General features: G+C 32.4%; 21 protein-coding genes. 8 read left to right on the forward strand and 13 right to left on the reverse strand.

The genetic code is table 11. The features are described from left to right. Nucleotides 1–2: 2 nt before the first annotated feature. On the reverse strand, nt 3–206 hold the full coding sequence (locus tag KO504_RS16570; RefSeq protein WP_215928737.1) for a membrane or secreted protein: 204 nt from the start codon (nt 204–206) through the stop codon (nt 3–5). 222 nt (nt 207–428) lie between these two features. Between KO504_RS16570 and aqpZ the strand changes: the two genes are divergently transcribed. Beyond that, nucleotides 429–1,115: an aquaporin Z gene (gene aqpZ, locus KO504_RS16575; RefSeq protein ID WP_215928739.1), complete on the forward strand. Its 687-nt coding sequence runs from the start codon at nt 429–431 to the stop codon at nt 1,113–1,115. A 72-nt stretch (nt 1,116–1,187) separates the two neighbouring features. Here the strand turns inward: aqpZ and KO504_RS16580 are convergent, their stop codons facing one another. The 5 genes from KO504_RS16580 to KO504_RS16600 all read right to left on the reverse strand — a co-directional run bounded on the left by KO504_RS16580 (nt 1,188) and on the right by KO504_RS16600 (nt 5,470). Then, the gene (locus tag KO504_RS16580; RefSeq protein WP_215928741.1) at nt 1,188–1,979 is read right to left on the reverse strand and encodes an anti-sigma factor; all 792 of its coding nucleotides are present in this window, start codon (nt 1,977–1,979) and stop codon (nt 1,188–1,190) included. Between the two features lie 11 nt (nt 1,980–1,990). After that, on the reverse strand, nt 1,991–2,524 hold the full coding sequence (locus KO504_RS16585) for an RNA polymerase sigma factor (RefSeq protein ID WP_215928743.1): 534 nt from the start codon (nt 2,522–2,524) through the stop codon (nt 1,991–1,993). A gap of 196 nt (nt 2,525–2,720) precedes the next feature. Next, entirely contained in the window at nt 2,721–3,734 is a 1,014-nt protein-coding gene (gene murB / locus KO504_RS16590; RefSeq protein ID WP_215928745.1) for a UDP-N-acetylmuramate dehydrogenase, read from the reverse strand. Then, the gene (locus KO504_RS16595) at nt 3,734–4,924 is read right to left on the reverse strand and encodes a pyridoxal phosphate-dependent aminotransferase (RefSeq protein WP_215928747.1); all 1,191 of its coding nucleotides are present in this window, start codon (nt 4,922–4,924) and stop codon (nt 3,734–3,736) included. Before KO504_RS16595 ends, murB begins: the two co-directional genes overlap by 1 nt. A gap of 120 nt (nt 4,925–5,044) precedes the next feature. Continuing rightward, on the reverse strand, nt 5,045–5,470 hold the full coding sequence (locus KO504_RS16600) for a DUF1573 domain-containing protein (RefSeq protein WP_215928978.1): 426 nt from the start codon (nt 5,468–5,470) through the stop codon (nt 5,045–5,047). A 186-nt stretch (nt 5,471–5,656) separates the two neighbouring features. Between KO504_RS16600 and KO504_RS16605 the strand changes: the two genes are divergently transcribed. Further along, complete coding sequence (locus KO504_RS16605) at nt 5,657–8,287, forward strand: valine--tRNA ligase (RefSeq protein WP_215928751.1); 2,631 nt, start codon at nt 5,657–5,659, stop codon at nt 8,285–8,287. A gap of 58 nt (nt 8,288–8,345) precedes the next feature. Here KO504_RS16605 and rodA read toward each other — a convergent pair whose 3' ends face one another. The 6 genes from rodA to purH all read right to left on the reverse strand — a co-directional run bounded on the left by rodA (nt 8,346) and on the right by purH (nt 15,680). After that, a complete protein-coding gene (gene rodA, locus KO504_RS16610) occupies nt 8,346–9,626 on the reverse strand; it encodes a rod shape-determining protein RodA (RefSeq protein WP_215928752.1) in 1,281 nt (426 codons plus the stop codon). 6 nt (nt 9,627–9,632) lie between these two features. Next, complete coding sequence (gene mrdA / locus KO504_RS16615; RefSeq protein WP_215928753.1) at nt 9,633–11,567, reverse strand: penicillin-binding protein 2; 1,935 nt, start codon at nt 11,565–11,567, stop codon at nt 9,633–9,635. Further along, complete coding sequence (locus tag KO504_RS16620) at nt 11,564–11,905, reverse strand: hypothetical protein (protein ID WP_344712261.1); 342 nt, start codon at nt 11,903–11,905, stop codon at nt 11,564–11,566. Before KO504_RS16620 ends, mrdA begins: the two co-directional genes overlap by 4 nt. 157 nt (nt 11,906–12,062) lie before the next feature. Then, nucleotides 12,063–12,884 (reverse strand): rod shape-determining protein MreC, encoded by an 822-nt coding sequence (gene mreC / locus KO504_RS16625; protein ID WP_215928756.1) that lies wholly within the window; start codon nt 12,882–12,884, stop codon nt 12,063–12,065. 10 nt (nt 12,885–12,894) lie between these two features. Then, complete coding sequence (locus KO504_RS16630; protein WP_215928758.1) at nt 12,895–13,923, reverse strand: rod shape-determining protein; 1,029 nt, start codon at nt 13,921–13,923, stop codon at nt 12,895–12,897. 227 nt (nt 13,924–14,150) lie between these two features. Next, nucleotides 14,151–15,680 carry a bifunctional phosphoribosylaminoimidazolecarboxamide formyltransferase/IMP cyclohydrolase gene (purH, locus tag KO504_RS16635; RefSeq protein WP_215928760.1) on the reverse strand — a complete coding sequence of 510 codons (1,530 nt, stop codon included), beginning with the start codon at nt 15,678–15,680 and terminating at the stop codon, nt 14,151–14,153. 201 nt (nt 15,681–15,881) lie between these two features. Here purH and KO504_RS16640 point away from each other — a divergent pair, with 201 nt between their 5' ends. Continuing rightward, nucleotides 15,882–17,135 (forward strand): ABC transporter permease, encoded by a 1,254-nt coding sequence (locus tag KO504_RS16640; RefSeq protein WP_215928762.1) that lies wholly within the window; start codon nt 15,882–15,884, stop codon nt 17,133–17,135. Between the two features lie 10 nt (nt 17,136–17,145). Here the strand turns inward: KO504_RS16640 and KO504_RS16645 are convergent, their stop codons facing one another. Next, nucleotides 17,146–17,604: a GAF domain-containing protein gene (locus tag KO504_RS16645; RefSeq protein ID WP_215928764.1), complete on the reverse strand. Its 459-nt coding sequence runs from the start codon at nt 17,602–17,604 to the stop codon at nt 17,146–17,148. Between the two features lie 92 nt (nt 17,605–17,696). On the opposite strand from KO504_RS16645, the gene xrtF reads away from it, so the two are divergent. From xrtF to KO504_RS16670, 5 genes are all read left to right on the forward strand, one after another. Further along, nucleotides 17,697–18,248 carry an exosortase family protein XrtF gene (gene xrtF / locus KO504_RS16650; protein ID WP_215928766.1) on the forward strand — a complete coding sequence of 184 codons (552 nt, stop codon included), beginning with the start codon at nt 17,697–17,699 and terminating at the stop codon, nt 18,246–18,248. Then, nucleotides 18,241–18,669 (forward strand): exosortase F system-associated membrane protein, encoded by a 429-nt coding sequence (locus tag KO504_RS16655; protein ID WP_215928768.1) that lies wholly within the window; start codon nt 18,241–18,243, stop codon nt 18,667–18,669. The genes xrtF and KO504_RS16655 overlap by 8 nt, the downstream gene beginning before the upstream one ends. Nucleotides 18,670–18,719: 50 nt before the next feature. Further along, entirely contained in the window at nt 18,720–19,133 is a 414-nt protein-coding gene (locus tag KO504_RS16660; RefSeq protein ID WP_215928769.1) for an HYC_CC_PP family protein, read from the forward strand. Nucleotides 19,134–19,204: 71 nt separating this feature from the next. Next, nucleotides 19,205–21,463: a TonB-dependent receptor gene (locus tag KO504_RS16665; protein ID WP_215928770.1), complete on the forward strand. Its 2,259-nt coding sequence runs from the start codon at nt 19,205–19,207 to the stop codon at nt 21,461–21,463. A 93-nt stretch (nt 21,464–21,556) separates the two neighbouring features. Continuing rightward, complete coding sequence (locus tag KO504_RS16670) at nt 21,557–21,931, forward strand: heavy-metal-associated domain-containing protein (RefSeq protein ID WP_215928771.1); 375 nt, start codon at nt 21,557–21,559, stop codon at nt 21,929–21,931. Nucleotides 21,932–22,068: the final 137 nt, after the last annotated feature.

Here is a 22,068-nt window from a genome sequence, read left to right on the forward strand (position 1 = left end):
TCTTAAGAATGTTGAGGTTCGTTACAGTCTTTGTATTCGTCTGGTGTTTTCCCACAAAAACCACAAGCTTCCCCGTTTTTGTTAAGCATGGGGTTTTGGCTCGCGCAAGTACCCGCAAATTTACCGTCTTTTTTTGCCCATATTTTTATAGCGATTCCTGCTACTGCTAAAGCTAATAATCCTAATGTAATTAGTAATAGTTTCATTTGTCTTTTATTGTATTTAGATGGTCAGATTATCAATCCATAATTTAATTTCAGTGAATAATGGAGTTTTTAACTACGGATGCTGCACCTAATTGCTTAAATTTAATGCAAAGATAATGCTTTTACATTTATTTTTGCTCAATTCTTTTGTGACTTAACTTATTGATGCTGTGTCTTATTACTAATAAAACAATTATTACTAACTAAATTAATTTAAGAATTATGAAAAAATTATTCGCAGAGTTCTTCGGAACATTTTGGCTTGTATTTGGTGGTTGTGGTAGTGCAATTTTTGCTGCTGGATTTCCTGAACTAGGAATTGGATTTGTAGGTGTTGCCTTAGCATTTGGTCTTACTGTATTAACTATGGCTTACGCTGTTGGACACATTTCGGGAGGTCATTTTAATCCTGCTGTTTCTATTGGACTTTGGGCTGGTGGAAAATTTGAAGCTAAAGATTTATTAGGTTATATTGTTGCTCAAGTAGTTGGTGCTGTAGCAGCAGCCAGTGTATTGTATCTTATTGTTTCTGGCAAAGCAGGTTTTGATGGAGTAGGAGGTTTTGCCGCTAATGGATATGATGCGTTATCACCTGATGGTTATAGTATGATGTCTGCTTTAATTGCAGAAGTTGTGCTAACGGCTTTTTTCTTAATTGTCATTTTAGGGAGTACAAATTTTAGAGCACCAAAAGGGTTTGCTCCTATTGCTATTGGTTTAGCTTTAACTTTAATTCACTTAATTAGTATTCCTATTACAAATACATCGGTAAATCCAGCAAGATCTTTAAGTCAAGCTATATTTGCTGATGGGGCTTATTTATCTCAAGTTTGGTTGTTTTGGGTAGCTCCAATAGTAGGCGCTATTATTGGTGGGATTATTCACAAAACAGTTTTCGAAAAGGAGTAGGTTATTTTTAATAAAACAAAAAGAGGCGCAATTTTTATTGCGCCTCTTTTAATTTATATAAAGTTGTTCTGCTTATTTATCTTTTAAAGAAATCTCAGCAACTTCAGTGTCGTTTTCGTTGGCATTATTGCCTTTAGTACCAATTTTAATGCTGAGTGCTAAGGCATCTTCCATATATGGAATCTGTTTTAATCTGCGATCAGATTCATCTAAAATACCTAGGTTAACCATTCGGTCTTGTAATTCCGCCCAAATTTGATATTGTTGTTCTTCTGGTAATTGAGGAAGAGTAATAACATCAATCATAGAGGTTTTTTCAACCGGATTAATATAGGCTACAGTTTTTAAGTTTTTAGCACGTTCGTTACCATTAATAACATACTTCCTAGCGTCAGGATTGTTTAGTTTTAGTAACTCTCTAGATAATTGGTCTAATTTAGAATTGTTACTTTCTATATCACTTCGTAAATCAAAAATTTCTTCAACTACAATATTGTTTTCCTGATTTAATTGTATGTTTTTTTGATACAGTATAAATGATGTTACAGCGAATAAAATGGCGGCGGCACTAGCAGCAATGCTGTACCAAGGTGTTCTTCTATTTTGCGCCAAGTGAATCACTTTAGTATCATTAGTGTCTTCTATAGTATCTAATAGGTTTGATAGTATGTGATTAGGTGCTTCTACAGCGCCAGCTTTTGCTACAATCTCTAAATTATCTTGAAGTTCTTCGTAAGCTTGGGCTGCTTCAGGATAATTTGAAATAAAGTGTTCAACGTCTTTAGATTCTTCTATAGACGTGTCTCCAACCAAATACTTATTAAGCAGGTTAGAATTTAAAAAGTTGTGTAATTTTGTTTCCATGATCAAATAATTTATGGATTATAAACTTTCTTCAGTTCACGCAATCCTATTTTTAATCTAGATTTAATAGTGCCAAGTGGAATATCTAATTCGTCACTAGCTTCTTGTTGTGTCATTCCTTGAAAAAACAAAGCATCTAACACAATTTGATATTTTTCTTCTAGTCTACCAACATGTTCTTTAATGTCCATGACATCTTGATTAAAATTTGTTGTTGGTAGAATATATACGTTTGAAGTTTCAATTTGGACTTCTTTATGAAAACGATTATTAAAACTTCTTAGTTTATCTATGGCTGTATTTCTTGCAATTCGGAATAACCAAGTAAAGAGTTTTGCTTTAGAGGCATCATATTTTGAAGCGTTTTTCCAAACCTTTACGAAGGTTTCTTGTAAGGCATCTTGTGCGACCTCTTCGTTAATTGTAATTTTTAAAATCACACCATACAGACTGTTCGAATAGTTTTCGTAAAGTAAGTTTAAAGCGCGTTTATCCCCTTTTTGAAGATAATCTATTATTTTTTGCTCTGTAGGTGTTATGCTCAAAATGTTAAAATATTGATTTTCTGAATTTTAAAAGATCTAAATTTAAATTATAAACGTAAATATAATTAAATACACCTTATAGAGGTGCTCACAATATAGTATTAGAATAATTTCACCTCCTTAAAGGGTTGATTAATAGCATTTTTTTAAATTATTCTAAATTCAAAAGTCTTAATTCTTAATTGGGACTTTTGTCTTATATGATATTTACTTCTGTTTCTATACTAATATTAAATAATCGTTGTATTGTACTCTGTATTAATTGAGCTAACTCTAATATATCTTTCCCTGCGGCGTTGCCATAATTAACTAATACCAAAGCTTGTTTATTGTGTACACCATAATCTTTAAAACGTTTGCCTTTAAAGCCTGCTTTTTCAATAAGCCATCCAGCGGGTACTTTTACAGCTGTATCTGATATTTTGTATGATGGTATGTCTGGGAAATTCTGTTCTAATTTAATAAAATCTTCTGTTGAGATTATTGGGTTTTTAAAGAAACTACCACTATTACCAATTTCTTTTGGATCCGGCAATTTGCTTTGCCTAATGGCTATTACGGCATTTGAAATGTCCTGAATTGTTGGGGATTTAATACCGTTAGCTTCTAATTCGTTTCTAATTACGCCATAATCTGTGTGTAATTGATGATTTGTTTTAGTAAGCTCTAAATTAACGCTGGTAATAATATATTGTCCTTTTAAGTCTTGCTTAAATATAGACTCTCTATATCCAAAATTACAATCGGATTTGTTGAATGTTTTTAATGACTGATCCTTTATATTCATAGCTTCACAACTCACAAAAACATCTTTTAATTCAACTCCGTAGGCACCAATATTCTGAATTGGAGCAGTACCAATATTTCCAGGAATTAATGACAAATTTTCAATTCCTCCGTAATTGTGTTGTAAGCACCAGAGTACAAAATTATGCCAATTTTCGCCAGCCATTGCTTTAACAATAACGGTGTTTTCTGTTTCACTTACAACTTCAATACCTTTTAAATTAATGTGAAGCACCAAGGCTTCAATGTCTTTTGTTAGCAACATATTACTGCCTCCACCTAAAATAAATAAGGGGTTATAGTGGTGATCTTTTAAAACAATACTAAGGTCTTTAATAGAATTTATATTGCAAAAAGATTGTGCTTTAGCTTCAATGCCAAAAGTGTTAAACGGTTTTAATGAAGTATTGTTAATGATAGTCATTAGTCTTTATATACTTTTAAGGCTTCTTCTAAAATTTTGACAGAGATTCTTAAACTATCTTCATTTAAAACATAAGCAATACGAATTTGGTTTAATCCAACGCCAGGTGTAGAGTAAAAGCCTGCAGCAGGCGCAACCATAACTGTATTGTTATTGTAATCAAAAGATTCTAATAACCATTTAGCAAAATCATCTGAGTTTTTTACAGGCAACTCAGCAATGCAGTAAAATGCTCCGTTTGGTTTAGCAACTTTAACACCTTCTATTTTTTCTAATTCACCAATTAGTATATCTCTACGTTTTACGTATTCTTCTTTTACATCATCAAAATAACTTTGTGGTGTGTCTAATGCAGCTTCACTAGCTATTTGTGCTAAAGTTGGTGGACTTAACCTTGCTTGAGCAAATTTTAAAGCGGTTCTTATAAATTCTTTGTTTTTAGAAACTAAGTAGCCAATACGTGCACCACACATACTATAACGTTTAGAAACAGAATCAATAATAATAGCATGCTCTTCTAAACCAGGTTCTTGTAAAATAGAATAATGTTCAATGCCATCGTAAACAAATTCTCTATAAACTTCATCGGCAATTAAAAATAAATCGTGCTTCTTTACAATAGTTGCAAGTTGTTTTATTTCTTCTTTAGAATATAAGTAACCAGTTGGATTTCCTGGGTTACAAATTAAAATGGCTTTAGTTTTAGGTGTAATTAACTTCTCAAATTCTTCTATAGGAGGTAAGGCAAAATTGTTTTCAATTTTAGAAATTACAGGGACAACATTAACACCTGAAGCTGTAGAGAAACCATTGTAATTAGCATAAAAAGGTTCAGGGATTATAATCTCATCATCAACGTCCATAATACTACCAAAAGCAAATAAAAGTGCTTCACTTCCTCCTGTGGTAACGATAATGTCGTTATGACTAACGTGTATATCATTTCTTTTGTAGTATTCAGCAATTTTCATTCTATAGTTTTCAGAACCTTCAGAACGCGAATAAGCTAAAATATCTAATGAATGCGTTTTTACAGCATCTAATGCTATTGTAGGTGTTTTTATATCTGGCTGACCTATGTTAAGATAATAGACAGTTTTTCCTTGTTTATGAGCAGCTTCTGCATATGGTACCAATTTTCTAATTGGCGATTCTGGCATGTTGATGCCTTTATTCGAAATTGTTGGCATTTTGATATTGGTTTTAAATTGCTAAGTTCTGAAAAATATTAGTGTTAATATGTAAAAAAAACATAAAAAAAATGAGCTCTCAATTTGAGAGCTCATTGTAAATTTTATTATGATTGGCGCTTATTGCTCAATCATACTCTTGCTTTTCTTTTCTAATACGCTAGTTTTGTTAGAATCAACAACTAAACCTTTAATTTTTAAGGCTACTGTTGGAGTTTCAGCATTAGAAAAAACAGTTATAGTTTTTCTAATTGGATTAACTCTTTTAGTGTCGTATTTTACTTCTATTTCGCCCGTTTCACCTGGCATAATAGGTCCTTTAGGTTTTTTAGGTACTGTACAACCGCAAGTAGATTTCACATTAGAAATTACCAAAGGTGCGTTACCTGTATTTGTGAATTCAAAAACTCTTACTCCATCAGCTCCTTTTTCAATGGTACCATAATCGATTACAGTCGATTTAAATTCGATTTTTGCTACCTTTTCTTGAGCGAAAGAACCAAAGCTCATTAGTCCTACAAATAAAATTGCTATTAAATTTTTCATCATTTTAATTTTAAAATTGATTAGTCAAAGCTAGTTACTTTTTAATTCCTAGCAAAATTTATTAGACGTAATACATTTCATTTAACAGAAATTATGGTTTCTAATGCCATATTATTACACTAATAATTTTTCGAAAAAGGAATTATAAGTACTTTTGTCTGTTATATTACAAAAACAATACCAAACATGGAAATTCCTTCTAAATATAATGCGTCGTCAGTAGAAAATAAATGGTACGATTACTGGATGCAACACAATTACTTTCATTCTAAACCAGATGAAAGAGAGCCTTATACCATAGTTATTCCTCCGCCTAATGTAACAGGAGTGTTACACATGGGACATATGTTGAATAATACCATTCAAGATGTCTTAATTCGTCGTGCACGTTTATTGGGTAAAAATGCCTGTTGGGTACCTGGTACAGATCATGCCTCAATAGCCACTGAAGCTAAAGTTGTAGCTAAACTTAAAGAGCAAGGTATAGATAAAAATGATTTAACTAGAGAAGAGTTTTTAGTACATGCTTGGGAATGGACCGAAGAATATGGAGGTGTTATTTTAGACCAACTGAAGAAACTTGGATGTTCTTGTGATTGGGATCGTACAAAATTTACTATGGATGACGATATGTCGGAAGCTGTAATTAAGGTCTTTGTTGACTTATATAATAAAGGTCTTATTTATAGAGGGTATCGCATGGTAAATTGGGATCCGGAAGCAAAAACAACCTTGTCTGATGAAGAAGTCATTCATGTTGAAAAACAGGGATTACTTTATTATTTAGAATATAAAGTTGAAGGTAGTGATGAAAAATTAACCATCGCAACCACACGACCAGAAACGATTTTTGGTGATACGGCTATTTGTATTAACCCAAATGATGAGCGTTTTACACATTTAAAAGGTAAGAAAGCGATTGTTCCTATTTGTGGACGTGTTATTCCTATTATAGAAGATGAGTATGTGGATGTTGAATTTGGTACAGGATGTTTAAAAGTAACTCCTGCTCATGATGAAAATGATAAAGTATTAGGAGATAAGCATCAATTAGAAGTTATCGATATTTTTAATGCCGACGCTAGTTTAAATAGCTTTGGGATGCATTACGAAGGTCAAGATCGTTTTGTTGTTAGAAAAGCCATTACAAAAGAATTGGAAGAGGCTGGTGTTTTAGTGAAAACTGAAAACCACATCAATAAAGTAGGAACATCAGAACGTACAAAAGCGGTTATAGAGCCAAGGTTGAGTGATCAATGGTTTTTAAAGATGGAAGATTTAGCACAACCTGCTATTGATGCCGTTTTAAAAACAGGAGAAGTGAAATTGTTTCCAAAGAAATTTGAAAACACCTATCGCCATTGGATGGAGAATATTCGCGATTGGAACATTTCGCGTCAATTACTTTGGGGACAACAAATTCCTGCCTATTTCTATGGAGATGGAAAAGAGGATTTTGTGGTTGCAGAATCTATAGAAGAAGCCGTAGAGCTAGCGAGAGTAAAAACTTCAAACGCTGCACTTCAAGCTTCAGATTTAACACAAGATACAGATGCTTTAGATACTTGGTTTAGTTCTTGGCTTTGGCCAATGAGTGTGTTTGATGGGATTAGAAATCCTGAAAACGAAGAAATAAAATATTATTACCCAACAAATGATTTGGTAACTGGGCCAGATATTCTATTTTTCTGGGTAGCCCGGATGATTATTGCTGGTTATGAATATAAAGATGAAAAACCTTTTGAGAATGTTTATTTAACTGGATTAGTTAGAGATAAACAACGACGTAAAATGTCGAAGTCTTTAGGAAATTCACCTGATGCTTTAAAACTTATTGAAGAATACACTGCCGATGGAGTTAGAGTAGGATTACTGTTAAGTTCTGCAGCAGGAAACGATTTAATGTTTGATGAAACCTTATGTCAGCAAGGAAAAGGTTTTGGAAATAAAATATGGAATGCATTTCAATTAACCAATCTATGGGAAGTTGCAGATATAGCACAACCTAACTCTAGTAAAATAGCTTTAGAATGGTATGAAGCTAAATTTCAATCTGTATTAGTAGAGATAGAAGATCACTTTAGTAAATACAGATTAAGTGATGCTTTAATGTCTATTTATAAATTGATTTATGATGATTTTTGTGGATGGATGTTAGAGATGGTAAAACCAGCATATCAGCAACCAATAGATAGAACGACCTATGAAAAAGTGATGTCTATTTTTGAAGATAACTTAAAAATAGTTCATCCATTTATGCCGTTTTTAACTGAGGATATCTGGCATTATATTAAAGAACGTTCACCAGAAGAAGCTTTAATCATTTCAAAGTGGCCAGAAGCAAAGCCAATTAATGAAGCTTTGATTTCTGAATTTGAATTTGCATCTGAAGTGATTTCTGGATTAAGAAACATCAGAAAGCAAAAGAATATTGCGTTTAAAGATGCTATTGGTTTTTCTGTCGTTAATAATGAAAATGTAAAACCTACGTTTGATGAAGTAATCTCAAAATTAGGAAACCTTGAAAGCTTTGAATATGTAACAGAAGCTGTTGAAGGAGCATTAACATACAGAGTAAAATCTAATGAGTACTTTATTCCTATGGAAGGAAGTATTGATGTTGAAGCTGAAATTAAAAAGTTAACCGAAGAATTAAACTATACAGAAGGCTTCCTTAAATCTGTTCAAAAGAAATTATCTAATGAGCGATTTGTTGCTGGAGCGCCAGAACAGGTGGTAGCTTCTGAGAAAAAGAAAGAAGCAGATGCTTTAGCTAAGATAGAAACGATAAAAGCGAGTTTAGCGAGTTTAAAATAGAGCTTATCACTTAAGATATTGTAAAAAAAAGACTGCTGATAAAGCGGTCTTTTTTTATTTACCACTCATTAATTTTATTACTATCTAACTTTATAAAAATAAACAGTAAAATAGTAAAGCCCCAAAGTCCTGAACCTCCATAACTAAAAAAGGGTAGGGGAATACCAACGGTTGGTATTAAGCCCATTACCATACCTATATTAATGGTGAAATGTACAAATAGAATAGAAGCAACACCATAGCCATACACACGGCTGAATTGTGATTTTTGGCCTTCAGCTAAATACAAAATTCTAATAATAAGGAGTACAAATATGAGGACAACAAAACTTGTTCCTAAAAAGCCCCATTCTTCACCTACAGTACTAAAAATATAATCGGTATGTTGTTCTGGTACAAATTTGCCTGTAGTTCTGGTGCCTTGTAAGAAGCCTTTACCTGAAATGCCACCTGAACTTATCGCTTGTTCAGATTGAATAAGATTATAGGCTTCGGCTTTTTTCATGCGTTCTAATTTCGCTGGATCTTTTTCTAATCGTAACCAAAGACTAATTCTATTTTGTTGGTGAACTTTTAATCCATGCTGATAGAACAGTTTTACTCCATAAGAAAAACTAATACAGACCAGAAGTGCAACAATATATTGCAATATAGAACCGCGTTTTTTCTTGCTAAAAAAGTAAATGCTAGCAATAACCAATATGGTTACAATTGCAGTTATTAAAATGCCAAACTTTAGGGATAAAACAGCAAGTAGTATTAGAGATAAAGCGATAATTAAATAGACTTGTTGTAGGCCTTCACGATAAAAAACAAAGAAAAAAGCTAAATAAACGATAGTACTACCAGCATCATTTTGAAGTAAAATTAGTAATGCTGGAATAAAAATAATGGCCGTAACCCTTAATTGATCTTTTAAGGTCTGCATATTTGTTTGCAGGTCACTAATATACTTAGCAACAGCGAGCGCAGTGGCGAATTTAGCAAATTCACTAGGTTGTATGGTCATGCTGCCAATACCATACCAAGAACGTGCACCATTAACGTCTTTACCAAAAATAAACAAACCTATTAGAGCTAATATGGCGACCAGATATATGAGGCTGGCAAACTGTTCATAGAATTTGGCTTCAAATGAAAGAATTAAAACAATAAGAAGGAATGTTAAGCCAATAAAAACGAGGTGTTTACCGTAAAGTTGACTCGTGTCAAAATAACTTGTAATTTCTCCTTCATGAGATGCAGATAAAATATTAAGATACCCAAAACCTAGTAATAATAAAAATAGGATAATCGTAATCCAATCAAATTTAAAACGTCTTTGGTTTTCTCTCAGCATGCGTTATTATAATTTTACGTTGCTTTGATTTGGATTTTCAATAGCATAGTTGTCGATGACTTGGAGGGTGGTCTCTCCATTTATTTTAAATGGTTCTCCAGAATATGGTTTTTTATATTCATTTTCTAAACTATGGGTTAAAATCCATTTTTCCAAGTCGGTTCGTGTAATATGACCTTTAATATATTTTTCTATCATTAAACTTGCCATTCGTCCGGCAAAACGACCTCCCCAATATCCGTTTTCAACAAAAACAGCAATCGCAATCTTTGGATTGTCTTTAGGTGCAAACGCGACAAAAATAGAGTGGTCGGTAAGTTGTGTTTTGACTCCATCTATTTTTATGAAGTTTTCAGCAGTACCTGTTTTTCCACAAATATCAATACCAGGAACTCTTATGTGTTTTGCTGTACCCTCGTTATAAACATCAAACATCCCTTGTACTATAGGCTCAAAATGTTCTTTATCAATAGTGGTGTATTTTGGAGTTCTATATTTAATATCTATGGTGTCGCCTTCAATGTCTTTTATAATATGTGGAGTGTAGTAATATCCACGATTACCAATAGCTGCAGCCATATTAGCCAACTGAATTGGCGTGGCTTCAACTTCTCCCTGACCAATGGCGTTAGAAACGATATAGGTTGAACCCCAACGATTATCACCATATGCCTTGTCATAATAATCTCCATCAGGAATTCGACCAGGTTGGCCTACGGATAAATCGTTATTTAAAAAGTTACCTAGCCCAAAACTCTTTGCGTGTTTTGCCCAAATATTCATCCCATCTCCAGCGTCATCATATTTATCTACGATACGACGATATACATTCACAAAATAAGCATTACAAGATTGTGCAATACCAGAGTTCATAGAAACTGGGCTTTTGTGATGGTGGCAACCTGTTAAACGTCGATTACCATAATAGTAACCCATTCGACAAGGAAATGTTTCATTAACGGAAACCACACCTTCTTGTAGCCCTATAAGAGCATTGATTACTTTAAACGGCGAACCAGGAGCATATTGAGCCTGTAACCCCCTATCAAAAGTGGGCATGTTAATCGTATCTCTAAATAATCGACTAAAATTTTTATTACGTTCTCTTCCTACAAGCAAATTAGGATTGTAACTTGGACCTGTAACCATAGCTAATATTTCACCGCTTTGAGGATCTATAGCGACTATACCACCACGTTTGTTTTTCATTAATAACTCGCCATAAGCTTGTAGTTCTGAGTCTATGGTTATTGTAATATCCTTTCCGGGTTGAGGTAAAGTATCTAATGCTCCTTCTTTAAAAGGACCAATATTTTTATTAAAACGATCTTTTTGAATAAACTTTATACCTTTTACTCCTCGTAGTACTTCTTCGTACGTTTTTTCAACACCTTGCTTACCAATAAGGTCACCCAAAACGTAATAAGGTTGATTTTTTATGGTTTGACGATTTACTTCACCTAGATCGCCTAATACATTAGCACCAATATTGGTTTGATATGAACGGAGTGATCGTTTTTGAATATAAAAGCCTTCAAATTTTCGCATTTTTTCTTGAAGTACAGCGTAATCTTTCTTTGACAGTTGTTGTACAAAAGGTGAAGATAATCTTGGCGAGTAATTAGTGGCCCTTTTTAGCTTTTTATCGTATTCTTCTCGTGTTATTTTTAATAATTCGCAGAATTCATTTAGTTCTAATGAGTCTAAAGGCTTAACTTCTCTAGGAATCACCATTACATCGTAAGAAGGTTGATTGGCAACTAAAAGTTTTCCGTTTCTGTCATAGACATAACCACGTTTAGGGTAATTGTATTCTTTTCTAATGGCAGTGTCTTCAAAAATATTGTAAGCAGAACTATTGTAAACTTGAAGGTAAAACAAGCGCGCAATAAAAACAAGACCAACAAGAATTACAGTGGTTAGTAATAATAATTTTCTCATTTTTTGTTTCGGCTAAATAAAATTATAATCAATACGCTTAGTATTATAGTGAAAATACTAGAAAATAACGTTTTTTGTAAGATTAAAAGTATATTGGAAATGTTAAAAATTTCTAATGAGAACAATATTAAATGATGAATTAGAGTACCTAATGAAATATAGGATATTAAGCTGCCCATGTCTGTGTTGCTAAACTTTATACTTTGGTGTTCGTATAACATACCAAACGCACTTTTTAAAAGTATAGGTCTTACATAGGCTAAACTTACAGCAGCAGCTGCATGTACTCCACCAGAATCTGAAAACATGTCTACAAACATACCTAGTAAAAAACTCACTAGTAAAAGAACAAGACGTTCTTCCCTTATTGGAAATAGGAAAATGAAAATAATATAGATATATGGGTTAATATATCCCAAAAAGTTAATTTGATTACATATCACAACCTGAGCTAATAATAGTAAAATAAACCTAGCGATATTTATGCCTGTAACATTATTCATCACTACTATTTTCTAAATTTAAGATTTCGTTACGGTCTAAGTTTTCTAAAATATAAACGGTGCCAATATTGGTCATGTCGTTAAACAATTTTACTTGTATTGTGTAGGTGTCGCCACTAATATCACTTTCAAAACTAGAAATGGTACCAATACCAATACCTTTTGGGAAGATTGAAGATTGTCCACCTGTTTGAATTGTATCTCCAATTTTTACAGGTGCAAATTGAGAAACATCTTCTAGTTGAGCATAGATAGGAGATTCTCCATTCCATGTTAAAGAACCAATATGGTTTGTAGATTTTAACTTCGCATTAATTCTACTTCTTGTGTTTAGAATAGATAAAGCTCTTGAGTAATTATTTGATGTATTATCAATAATACCAATGATTCCTTTAGAGGTAATTACGCCAAAATCTTCTTTAATACTATCATTTCTTCCTTTGTTTAATGTGAGGTAATTATTGGTAGAGGAATAACTGTTCTTATACACATCTGCAATAGTGACTCTGTATATTGATTTAGAATATGTTGTGTCAATAAATGAAGAGTCGGTTGTTGTATTTCTATTAAATAGTTGTTCTCTTAAGCGTTTGTTTTCTTCCGAAAGAATATCATTTTCAGTTTTTAAGTTGAAATATTTGTCAACAGAATTGATGGTGCTATAAACTCCTCCTGTTAATCCATTGGCTGAGTTTATGAATTTACTCCTATGATAAGAATGCGATTGAATGGTTAAAGCTAAGGCAATACTAAAAAGTAATAAAAACAACAGAAAGGTTTTGTTTCTTATAACAAAATTTAAAATTTGCTGCATTATTTACTTTTTATTTAATCAATACGCTTTTGTATTTAGGTAAGTTTTTAAGCACAATACCTGTACCTCTTACTACTGCTCTTAAAGGGTCTTCTGCAATATAAACGGGTAAATCTGTTTTTTGGGACAAACGTTTATCGAGACCTCTTAACATAGATCCTCCACCTGCTAAATAAATTCCAGTATTGTAAATATCTGCAGCTAATTCTGGAGGTGTTTGAGATAAGGTTTCCATGACAGAGTCTTCAATACGTAAAATAGATTTATCTAAAGCTTTTGCAATTTCACGAAATGAAATCTGAACTTGTTTCGGTTTCCCTGTTAACAAATCACGACCTTGTACACTCATATCTTCTGGTGGCAACTCTAAATCTTCAGTAGCTGCGCCAATTTGAATTTTAATTTTTTCGGCCGTTCTATCTCCAACATATAAGTTATGTTGCGTTCTCATGTAATAAATAATGTCGTTTGTAAATACATCACCTGCAACTTTTACAGATTTATCACAAACAATACCGCCAAGAGCAATAACTGCGATTTCAGTGGTACCTCCACCTATATCAACAATCATATTTCCTTTAGGTTGCATAATATCTACACCAATACCAATGGCAGCAGCCATTGGTTCATGTATTAAATAAACTTCTTTTCCATTAACACGCTCACATGACTCTTTTACAGCTCGCATTTCTACTTCGGTAATACCAGAAGGAATACAAACTACCATACGTAATGCTGGGTTAAAAAACTTTTTCTTTAATGCAGGAATATTTTTAATAAACAAACTTATCATTTGTTCTGAAGCATCAAAATCGGCAATTACACCATCTTTCAATGGACGAATTGTTTTGATATTTTCATGCGTTTTTCCTTGCATCATGTTGGCTTCCTTACCAACTGCTATTATTTTTCCGCTTATGCGGTCTCTTGCTACTATAGATGGATTGTCAACAACAACTTTGTCATTGTGGATTATCAATGTATTTGCGGTTCCTAAATCTATGGCTATTTCTTCCGTTAGGAAATCAAAAAATCCCATGTGCTATTCTTAATTATTTGGGTTATTTGTATCTTATTCTTAAGACTATCTGTAAAAGTAGTAAAATATACGTTATTTATATGTTTAAAGATGTTTATTGCTAAACTTTTTTTATTTTTTCTTTTACTTTACCAATAAAACAAATTAGAAGAGGGCTTTGATAAAAAAAAAGAACCCAAAATTAAGATGGTTTGTATCTCTATTTTGGGTTCTCTATATGACGTTTTTTAATGTTTAAAATGACGTGTACCTGTCATTACCATAGCAACATTGTTTTCATTACAATAGTCAATACTTAATTGGTCTTTTATAGAACCACCTGGTTGAATTACAGCGGTAATACCAGCATTGTTTGCAATTTCTACGCAATCTGGGAATGGGAAAAAGGCATCACTTGCCATTACGGCTCCTTTTAAATCAAAATTAAAAGATTGTGCTTTGTGAATGGCTTGGTTTAAGGCGTCAACACGACTTGTTTGTCCTGTGCCACTAGCGCATAGTTGTTTGTTTTTGGCCAAAACAATTGTGTTAGATTTAGTGTGCTTACAAATTTTTGAAGCAAATATTAAATCGTCTAATTCATTTGAAGTCGCTGTTGTTTTTGTAACTGGTTTTAAACCTTCAAGTGTATCTGTTATATTATTTCTATCTTGAACTAAGATACCATTTAAACAACTTCTTACATTGGTTTGTGGCATCTCTATATCTTTCAAGATTAAAAGGATTCTGTTTTTCTTACCTTTTAGAATTTCTAAAGCTTCATCAGAAAACGATGGTGCAATGACAACTTCGCAAAATAATTTGTGAATTTCTTCAGCAGTAGCAATATCAATTTCAGTATTACTAATTAATACACCGCCAAAAGCAGAAACAGGATCACCAGCTAAGGCATCTAAATAAGCTTGGTGTAAGGTGTCGCGTTGTGCTAAACCGCAAGCATTATTGTGTTTTAAAACGGCAAAGGTTGGTGCATCGTTTTTAAATTCTAACATTAAATTTACAGCTGCATCAACATCTAAAAGATTGTTATAGCTTAATTCTTTACCATGTAGTTTTGTGAAAATTTCATCAAAATCGCCAAAGAAAAACCCTTTTTGGTGTGGATTCTCGCCATATCGTAAAACTTTACCTTTATTTTCTGAAATTTTTAAAGATGGAATTTCATGATTTTGGTTGAAGTAATTAAAAATAGCTGAGTCATAATGAGAAGACACATTAAATGCTTTTGCAGCAAATTGTTTTCTGTCTTCCTCAGATGTTTCTCCATTTTTAGTTTCTAATAAGTCTAAAAACTCTGCATAATCGTCTACTGAAGACACGCAAGTAACATCAGCGTAATTTTTAGCAGCAGCTCTAATTAAAGAAATACCTCCAATATCAATTTTTTCAATAATATCTTGATTGCTTGCTCCAGAAGCAACTGTTTTTTCGAAAGGATATAAATCTACGATGACAACGTCGATTTGTGGAATATCAAATTCTTTTAATTCGGCAACATCTCCGTCGTGGTTTTGGCGATTTAAAATACCTCCAAAAACTTTAGGATGTAAAGTTTTTACACGTCCGCCAAGAATTGAAGGGTAAGATGTTACATCTTCTACTGGTACAACGTCAATTCCTAAATCTTTAATGAATTTTTCTGTGCCTCCTGTAGAGTAAATGGTTACGTTTAAGTCGTTTAGTTTTTTAACGATTGGTTCTAATCCATCTTTACTAAATACAGAAATTAGTGCCGATGAAATGGTTTTGTTGTTCATAATGTTGTGTTGTGTTTTAGATGCGGCAAAAATACGTATATTCACAAATAAAAGCTTGATGCAAAATGTAGTTTCTTTAAGTTTTTTGTAACAATAAATTGTTGAAAACGTCCTATCTTTAAAATATTGAATTTATTGTCCTTTTTTAGCTTTGGTTAAAATGCTAAAAATCACTTAAATTTTTTATAAAACAACCCTTGCATGCTGGTCTATTTACGTTTACTAAAAGAGAGTTTTTCATTTGCGCTAAATGCGCTTCGCACAAATAAACTCAGAACATTTTTGTCACTTTTAGGTGTTACGGTTGGTATTTTTTCTATCATCGCTGTTTTGGCAGCGGTTGATTCTTTAGATAAAACTATTCAAGGTCAATTAAGTTCTTTAGATAGTAATACCATGTATTTGGCTAATATGCCTTTTGGTCCAACAGATGTACCGCGTTGGCAAAGAGAAACTTTTGATGAGGTATCTTATAATGAATACAAAAGCATAAAATCTTCTGTAGCTGATGCAGAACATGTGGCTTTGCAACTCTTTGTAAAACGCGAAAATATTAGATACGAATCGGAATTGGTAAGTAGTGTGAATACTGTTGTTGTATCTCATGAATTTATTGATATTCAGGTTATGGAATTTGAAAAAGGACGTTTTTTTAGTGAGTCTGAATCTAATTCTGGACGACCAGTTGTGGTTATCGGATCTGAAATTGCAAAATCACTTTTTGGTGAACTCGAACCAATTGGTAAAAAAGTACGTCTTTATGGTCAGAAATTTACGGTTATTGGAGTCGTTAAAAAAGAAGGCTCGGGTCTGTTTGGAGACAGTAATGATGTTTCAATATTTCTTCCAACGAATTATGTGAGAAATCGATACGGAGATAATAATCCGTTTATGAAGTATATTGTTGTAATTAAGCCTAAAAAAGATGCAGATATCGAAGGTTTAAAAGCAGAAGTTGTTCAGTTGATGCGAAATAAAAGAGGTTTAAAGCCAGATGAAATAGATACCTTTTTTATTAGTGTTATTTCTGGACTGCAAGATGTTATTGATACTATTATAGGCAGTTTAAATTTAATAGGTTGGGTAATTAGTGGGTTTTCGCTTTTAGTTGGCGGTTTTGGTATTGCAAATATTATGTTTGTGAGTGTTAAAGAACGTACCAATCTTATTGGAATACAGAAATCGTTAGGAGCTAAGAACAAATTTATATTGTTTCAGTTTTTATTTGAAGCTGTGATTTTGGCTGTAGTAGGTGGGTTAGTAGGTCTTTTTTTAGTATGGATAGGAACTCTAATTGGAAGTTATTACGCTGAAGATTTTGAATTTGTACTTTCTCCTCAGAATATGGCTCTTGGATTTTTTATATCTTCAATAATTGGTTTAATTTCAGGAGTGGTTCCTGCACTAACAGCATCAAGGTTAGATCCAGTGGAAGCTATACGTACAGGAATGTAGAATTTAGTTTTTATTTTAATAAAGAAGCCACCTCTTTACAAACAAATTCTAAAAACCGTTCATCGGCTTCTGTAAAAGGGTCTGGAGTATTAGAGTCAATATCTATTTGTCCAATATTTTCTCCATTTATAAAAATAGGAATAACTATTTCAGCCTTTACGGTTATGCTACAGGCAATGTAATTATCTTGAGCTGTTACATCTGGTACCACAAAATTCTGATTGCTAATAGCGACTTGTCCGCAGATACCTTTTCCAAATGGAATAATAGTATGGTCAGTAGGAGCACCAACATAAGGTCCTAGTTTTAATTCGTCTTTATCTCCATTTTTAAAGTAGAAACCAACCCAGTTATAATAACTTATATTTGCTTCAAGAGTTTCGCAAATTTTAAGTAAACGTTGGTCAATAGTGCAATCGTCTTGTGTAACAATTGATTTTATTTTAGGTTTTAAGTCTTGTAAATTCATAGCTGTGAAAAACTTTTGCCAAAAGTATTTAAAATGCGCTATTTTGAATTACTGTTTTCATAAATTTAACATCAAACTAATATACTTAACATTTGAGGACACTTTTAGTGAAATATAAACTTGTTATACGCTTTATAATCACGTTTTTAGCTGTTTATGGGGTTTTGACTGTTGGCTATAATTTATATTTAAATGTATCTGATGGTTCAAAGTTTTACCCAGATTATTTAACTCATTTAGTAGCTGAGCAAACAAATGCGCTGTTAAATGGCTTAGGTTATGAGTCTAATATTATGCCTCACCCAAATGAGTCGTCAGTAAAAATCATCATTAACGGAACATATGTAGCGCGTGTAATAGAAGGTTGCAATGCTGTTAGTATTATCATTTTGTTTTTGTCTTTTATAGTAGCTTTTGCAGGTAAATTTAAAACCACACTTATTTATTGCTTTGCAGGAAGTATTATTATTTATGCTTTTAATTTAATTAGAATTGTAATCCTTTCAATAGGTCTTTATCATTATCCTTGGCGAAGAGAAATTTTACACACTGTTATTTTTCCTATGTTAATTTACGGCACTGTTTTTTTGCTTTGGATGGTTTGGGTAAACAGATTTTCTAAACATATAAAGACCAATGCATAAAATTGTTACTTATTTTTTAATTGGAATACTACTAATGTTGTTAGTCTTAATAAGGGCTTATGAAAACGTACTATTTTACGATCCGTATCTAACCTTTTTTAAAAATGACTATTTGTATATAGATAGTCCAAGACGAGAAATTGCAAAATTGGTTTTAAATACAACGTTTCGGTTTGTGTTAAATACACTCATTTCTTTAGGGATTTTATATCTTATATTTAAAGACAGGAGTATTATTAAGTTTTCTGCGTTAATCTATTTTGTAGCTTATGTATTATTGCTTATTCCGTTTTTGTATTTTGTAGTAAATCCTAAACAAGAAGATTATTATCTCTTTTTTAATATTAGGAGGTTTTTAATACAGCCAATACTTTTAATTTTACTCTTTCCAGCCTTTTATTACTATAAGCTAAATCGTTAATAGTTTTATAATTTTACTTTATCAATTCAATAATTTTGTAGCTTTGCATTGTGAAATTTTCATACACACATAAAGCCTTTTCTATAGCGTTATCAGTATTGGTTTTGTTTTCTACATTATCATTAACTATTGATAAACACTTTTGTGGTGATGTTTTAGTCGACGTTGCCATTTTTTCTGAAAGTGAAAAATGTGGAATGGACATTTCTAAAATGGAAGCAACAGATATGGTTAAAAAAAGCTGTTGTAAAAATGAAATTGACGTCATTGAAGGCCTTTCTGATTTAACGTTCAATTCATTTGAAGATTTTGATGTAATTAAACAGCAAGTATTATTTGCTTACAGCTATTCTTACATCAATCTTTTCGAAGGTTTGCCCAACTTGGTCATTCCTCATAGTAATTACTTACCGCCAACATTAGTTAAAGACATTCATCTCTTAGATGAAGTCTACCTCATTTGATTCCGTTATAGCCCTTCGTTAAAAAGGAAGCACATAATTGTGTGCTATTGTTATACCCGAAATTCAAACAAATGAAAAAATATTTATTTATAAAATTTATGTTCTTGTCACTTATGCTTTCTGCGCAAGAGCAATTAAAAGGAGTTGTTTTAGAAACAAGCAGCGGAAAAGAAATGCCATTACCAGGCGCCAATGTGTATTGGTTAAGCTCATCAGTTGGAGCAATTACAAATGAAGATGGTACGTTCACGTTACCTTATAAATTCTCTTATAATAAATTGGTTGTTAGTTATGTTGGCTTTAAATCTGACACTATAACCATAAGTGAAAATAAGTATATAAGACATATACTTCAAGCGAGTGACGAGTTAGATGCTGTAGAAATTACATCTCGTAAACAAGCCACTCGAAAATCCTATTTACAAGCAGCAAATACCTTTACAGTTACAAGTGCAGAATTGTTAAAAGCAGCCTGTTGTAACTTAGCAGAAAGCTTTGAAACCAATCCCTCAATAGATGTGAATTTTGCCGATGCTATTTCAGGTTCAAAACAAATTAAAATGTTGGGTTTAAACTCACCTTATATTTTAATTGCAACAGAAAATATTCCTGCTATAAGAGGCGCATCTCAAGCTTATGGTTTAAGTTTTATTCCAGGTACTTGGGTAGAAAGTATTCAGATAACTAAAGGTACAGGTAGTGTGGTTAATGGGTTTGAAAGTATTGCTGGTCAAATTAATGCCGAAATGGTAAAACCTACAACTGATGATAAATTATTTGTAAACCTTTATGGAGCTTCAAGTGAGCGTTTAGAACTAAATACGCATATAAATACTAAAGTTTCAGATAAGTGGAGTACAGGTTTGTATGTGCATGGAAATACACATCAGGAAAAGCATGATGTTAATGACGATGGCTTTTTAGATATGCCAATGTACAATCAGATTAACGTTATGAACCGTTGGCAATACACCAATCCAGAAAAAGGCGTGGTTAGCTTTATTAATCTGAGATATCTTAATGACGAAAAGCAAGCAGGACAAGTAGACTTTGACCCGCAACGTGATAAGGGTACAACTAATTATTGGGGAAGTGAGATTGATACTGAACGCTTTGAGATTACTACAAAATTAGGCTATGTAAACCCAGAAATTCCGTATCAAAGTCTCGGATTTCAAACAGCATTTAGTCACCATCAACAAGATTCCTATTTTGGGTTAAACCAGTATGATATTAAACATAATAGTTTTTATTCTAACTTGGTTTATAATTCTATTATTTCAGACTCCAGACACAAAATTAAAACAGGAGTAAGTTTTACTTACGATCATTATAATGAGCTTGTAAACAATCATAATAACGCGCTTCTAAATAATACAACCTATAAACGAACAGAGAATTCTGTGGGTGGTTTTTTTGAATATGCTTTTGATAACTTAGATAAATTATCATTAACAGCAGGAATGCGTGTAGACCAACATAATAGACTTGGTTTTTTTGTGACACCGCGTTTGCATGTGCGATATACACCTTGGGAGAAATCAGCATTGCGTGCATCTATAGGAAGAGGAAAACGAAGTGCTAATATTTTTGCAGAAAACCAAAATATATTTTCAAGTTCAAGACAGATTAATATTTTAAATTCAGAAGGGAAAATTTACGGATTAGATCCGGAAATTGCTTGGAATTATGGTATTAGTTATTTGCAAGGTTTCAACTTATTTGATAGAAAAGCCGATGTAACTTTCGATTTTTATAGAACCGATTTTCAAAATCAAGTCGTTGTAGATTGGGAGAATCCTTATGAAGTCAATTTTTATAATTTAGAAGGAGATAGCTATGCAAATAGTTTTCAATTTGAATTTAACTATAATGCTTTTGAACATTTTGATGTTAGAATGGCTTATAAGTATTATGATATACAAACAGATTATATCTCTGGTAAATTAGAAAAGCCATTAGTGCCAAAACACCGTTTGTTTGCTAATGCATCGTACGAAACAGAAATAAAGAATAATGGACAATGGAAATTTGATGCGACATACAATTGGTTAAGCGGTCAGCGTTTTCCGAGTACGGATTTAAGTGCATTACAGTTTCAGTTAGCAGATGAAACACCAACAGTTGGAACTTTAAATCTGCAAGTTACAAAAGTGTTTTCTCCAAAATTTGAAGTATATTTAGGTGGAGAAAACGTGACTAATGTACGTCAAGATAATCCCGTAGTTAGTGCCGATAATCCGTTTGGTTCAAATTTTGATAGTAATTTTGTATATGGCCCAATTTACGGTAGCATGTACTACGCCGGATTGCGATTTCGTATAAAATAATTAGTTCTTGTAAAAGCAAGAATCCATAAATAGAAATTAAATTAAAACAAATAAGTTTCTGCTTTTTGCAGGAATAACTAAAAACAAATTAAGATGAAAAAAGTAATTTTAATGTTTACATTATTAGTAACAACCATAGCTTTTGCACAAGACAAAAACAAAAAAGCAAGCATTGAAGTTGATGGTGTTTGTGGTATGTGTAAAGAACGCATAGAAAAAGCAGCAATTAGAACCAAAGGTGTGAAATCTGCCGTTTGGAGTGTAGATACACATGAGTTAAAACTGATTTTTGATGAGCGCAAAACAGATTTAAAAACGATTTCTAAAAAGGTTGCTTCAGTAGGTCATGATACTAAAGAAATTAAAGCTACTGAAGAAGAATATAACTCAATACATCCATGTTGTAAATATAGAGATGAAGAGGTTAGAAAAGATCATGAACCAAAGGAAGAGGAGAAGAACAATTAATTTGGATTCCAGAATAAAAAAAGACATAATATGTTTTAGCCTGAATTTATATTCAGGCTTTTTTTATGGTTTTATGATACAGAACTTAATTATAGTTTACTATTAATTTGACGTTTTAAAAGTTTTAAGCGAACTTC

Source organism: Winogradskyella psychrotolerans (genome assembly GCF_018860565.1).
Taxonomy (GTDB): domain Bacteria; phylum Bacteroidota; class Bacteroidia; order Flavobacteriales; family Flavobacteriaceae; genus Winogradskyella; species Winogradskyella damuponensis.

What these genes read in the sequence shown, in the direction of transcription:
- KO504_RS16670 (WP_215928771.1), top strand. Translation starts at nt 21,557, where the DNA reads ATGAAAAAAGTAATTTTAATGTTTACATTATTAGTAACAACCATAGCT.
- KO504_RS16595 (WP_215928747.1), bottom strand. Translation starts at nt 4,924, where the DNA reads ATGCCAACAATTTCGAATAAAGGCATCAACATGCCAGAATCGCCAATT.
- KO504_RS16655 (WP_215928768.1), top strand. Translation starts at nt 18,241, where the DNA reads ATGCATAAAATTGTTACTTATTTTTTAATTGGAATACTACTAATGTTG.
- rodA (WP_215928752.1), bottom strand. Translation starts at nt 9,626, where the DNA reads ATGCTGAGAGAAAACCAAAGACGTTTTAAATTTGATTGGATTACGATT.
- KO504_RS16640 (WP_215928762.1), top strand. Translation starts at nt 15,882, where the DNA reads ATGCTGGTCTATTTACGTTTACTAAAAGAGAGTTTTTCATTTGCGCTA.
- mrdA (WP_215928753.1), bottom strand. Translation starts at nt 11,567, where the DNA reads ATGAGAAAATTATTATTACTAACCACTGTAATTCTTGTTGGTCTTGTT.
- KO504_RS16645 (WP_215928764.1), bottom strand. Translation starts at nt 17,604, where the DNA reads ATGAATTTACAAGACTTAAAACCTAAAATAAAATCAATTGTTACACAA.
- KO504_RS16570 (WP_215928737.1), bottom strand. Translation starts at nt 206, where the DNA reads ATGAAACTATTACTAATTACATTAGGATTATTAGCTTTAGCAGTAGCA.
- KO504_RS16600 (WP_215928978.1), bottom strand. Translation starts at nt 5,470, where the DNA reads ATGAAAAATTTAATAGCAATTTTATTTGTAGGACTAATGAGCTTTGGT.
- aqpZ (WP_215928739.1), top strand. Translation starts at nt 429, where the DNA reads ATGAAAAAATTATTCGCAGAGTTCTTCGGAACATTTTGGCTTGTATTT.
- KO504_RS16665 (WP_215928770.1), top strand. Translation starts at nt 19,205, where the DNA reads ATGAAAAAATATTTATTTATAAAATTTATGTTCTTGTCACTTATGCTT.
- KO504_RS16630 (WP_215928758.1), bottom strand. Translation starts at nt 13,923, where the DNA reads ATGGGATTTTTTGATTTCCTAACGGAAGAAATAGCCATAGATTTAGGA.
- mreC (WP_215928756.1), bottom strand. Translation starts at nt 12,884, where the DNA reads ATGCAGCAAATTTTAAATTTTGTTATAAGAAACAAAACCTTTCTGTTG.
- KO504_RS16580 (WP_215928741.1), bottom strand. Translation starts at nt 1,979, where the DNA reads ATGGAAACAAAATTACACAACTTTTTAAATTCTAACCTGCTTAATAAG.
- KO504_RS16605 (WP_215928751.1), top strand. Translation starts at nt 5,657, where the DNA reads ATGGAAATTCCTTCTAAATATAATGCGTCGTCAGTAGAAAATAAATGG.
- murB (WP_215928745.1), bottom strand. Translation starts at nt 3,734, where the DNA reads ATGACTATCATTAACAATACTTCATTAAAACCGTTTAACACTTTTGGC.
- purH (WP_215928760.1), bottom strand. Translation starts at nt 15,680, where the DNA reads ATGAACAACAAAACCATTTCATCGGCACTAATTTCTGTATTTAGTAAA.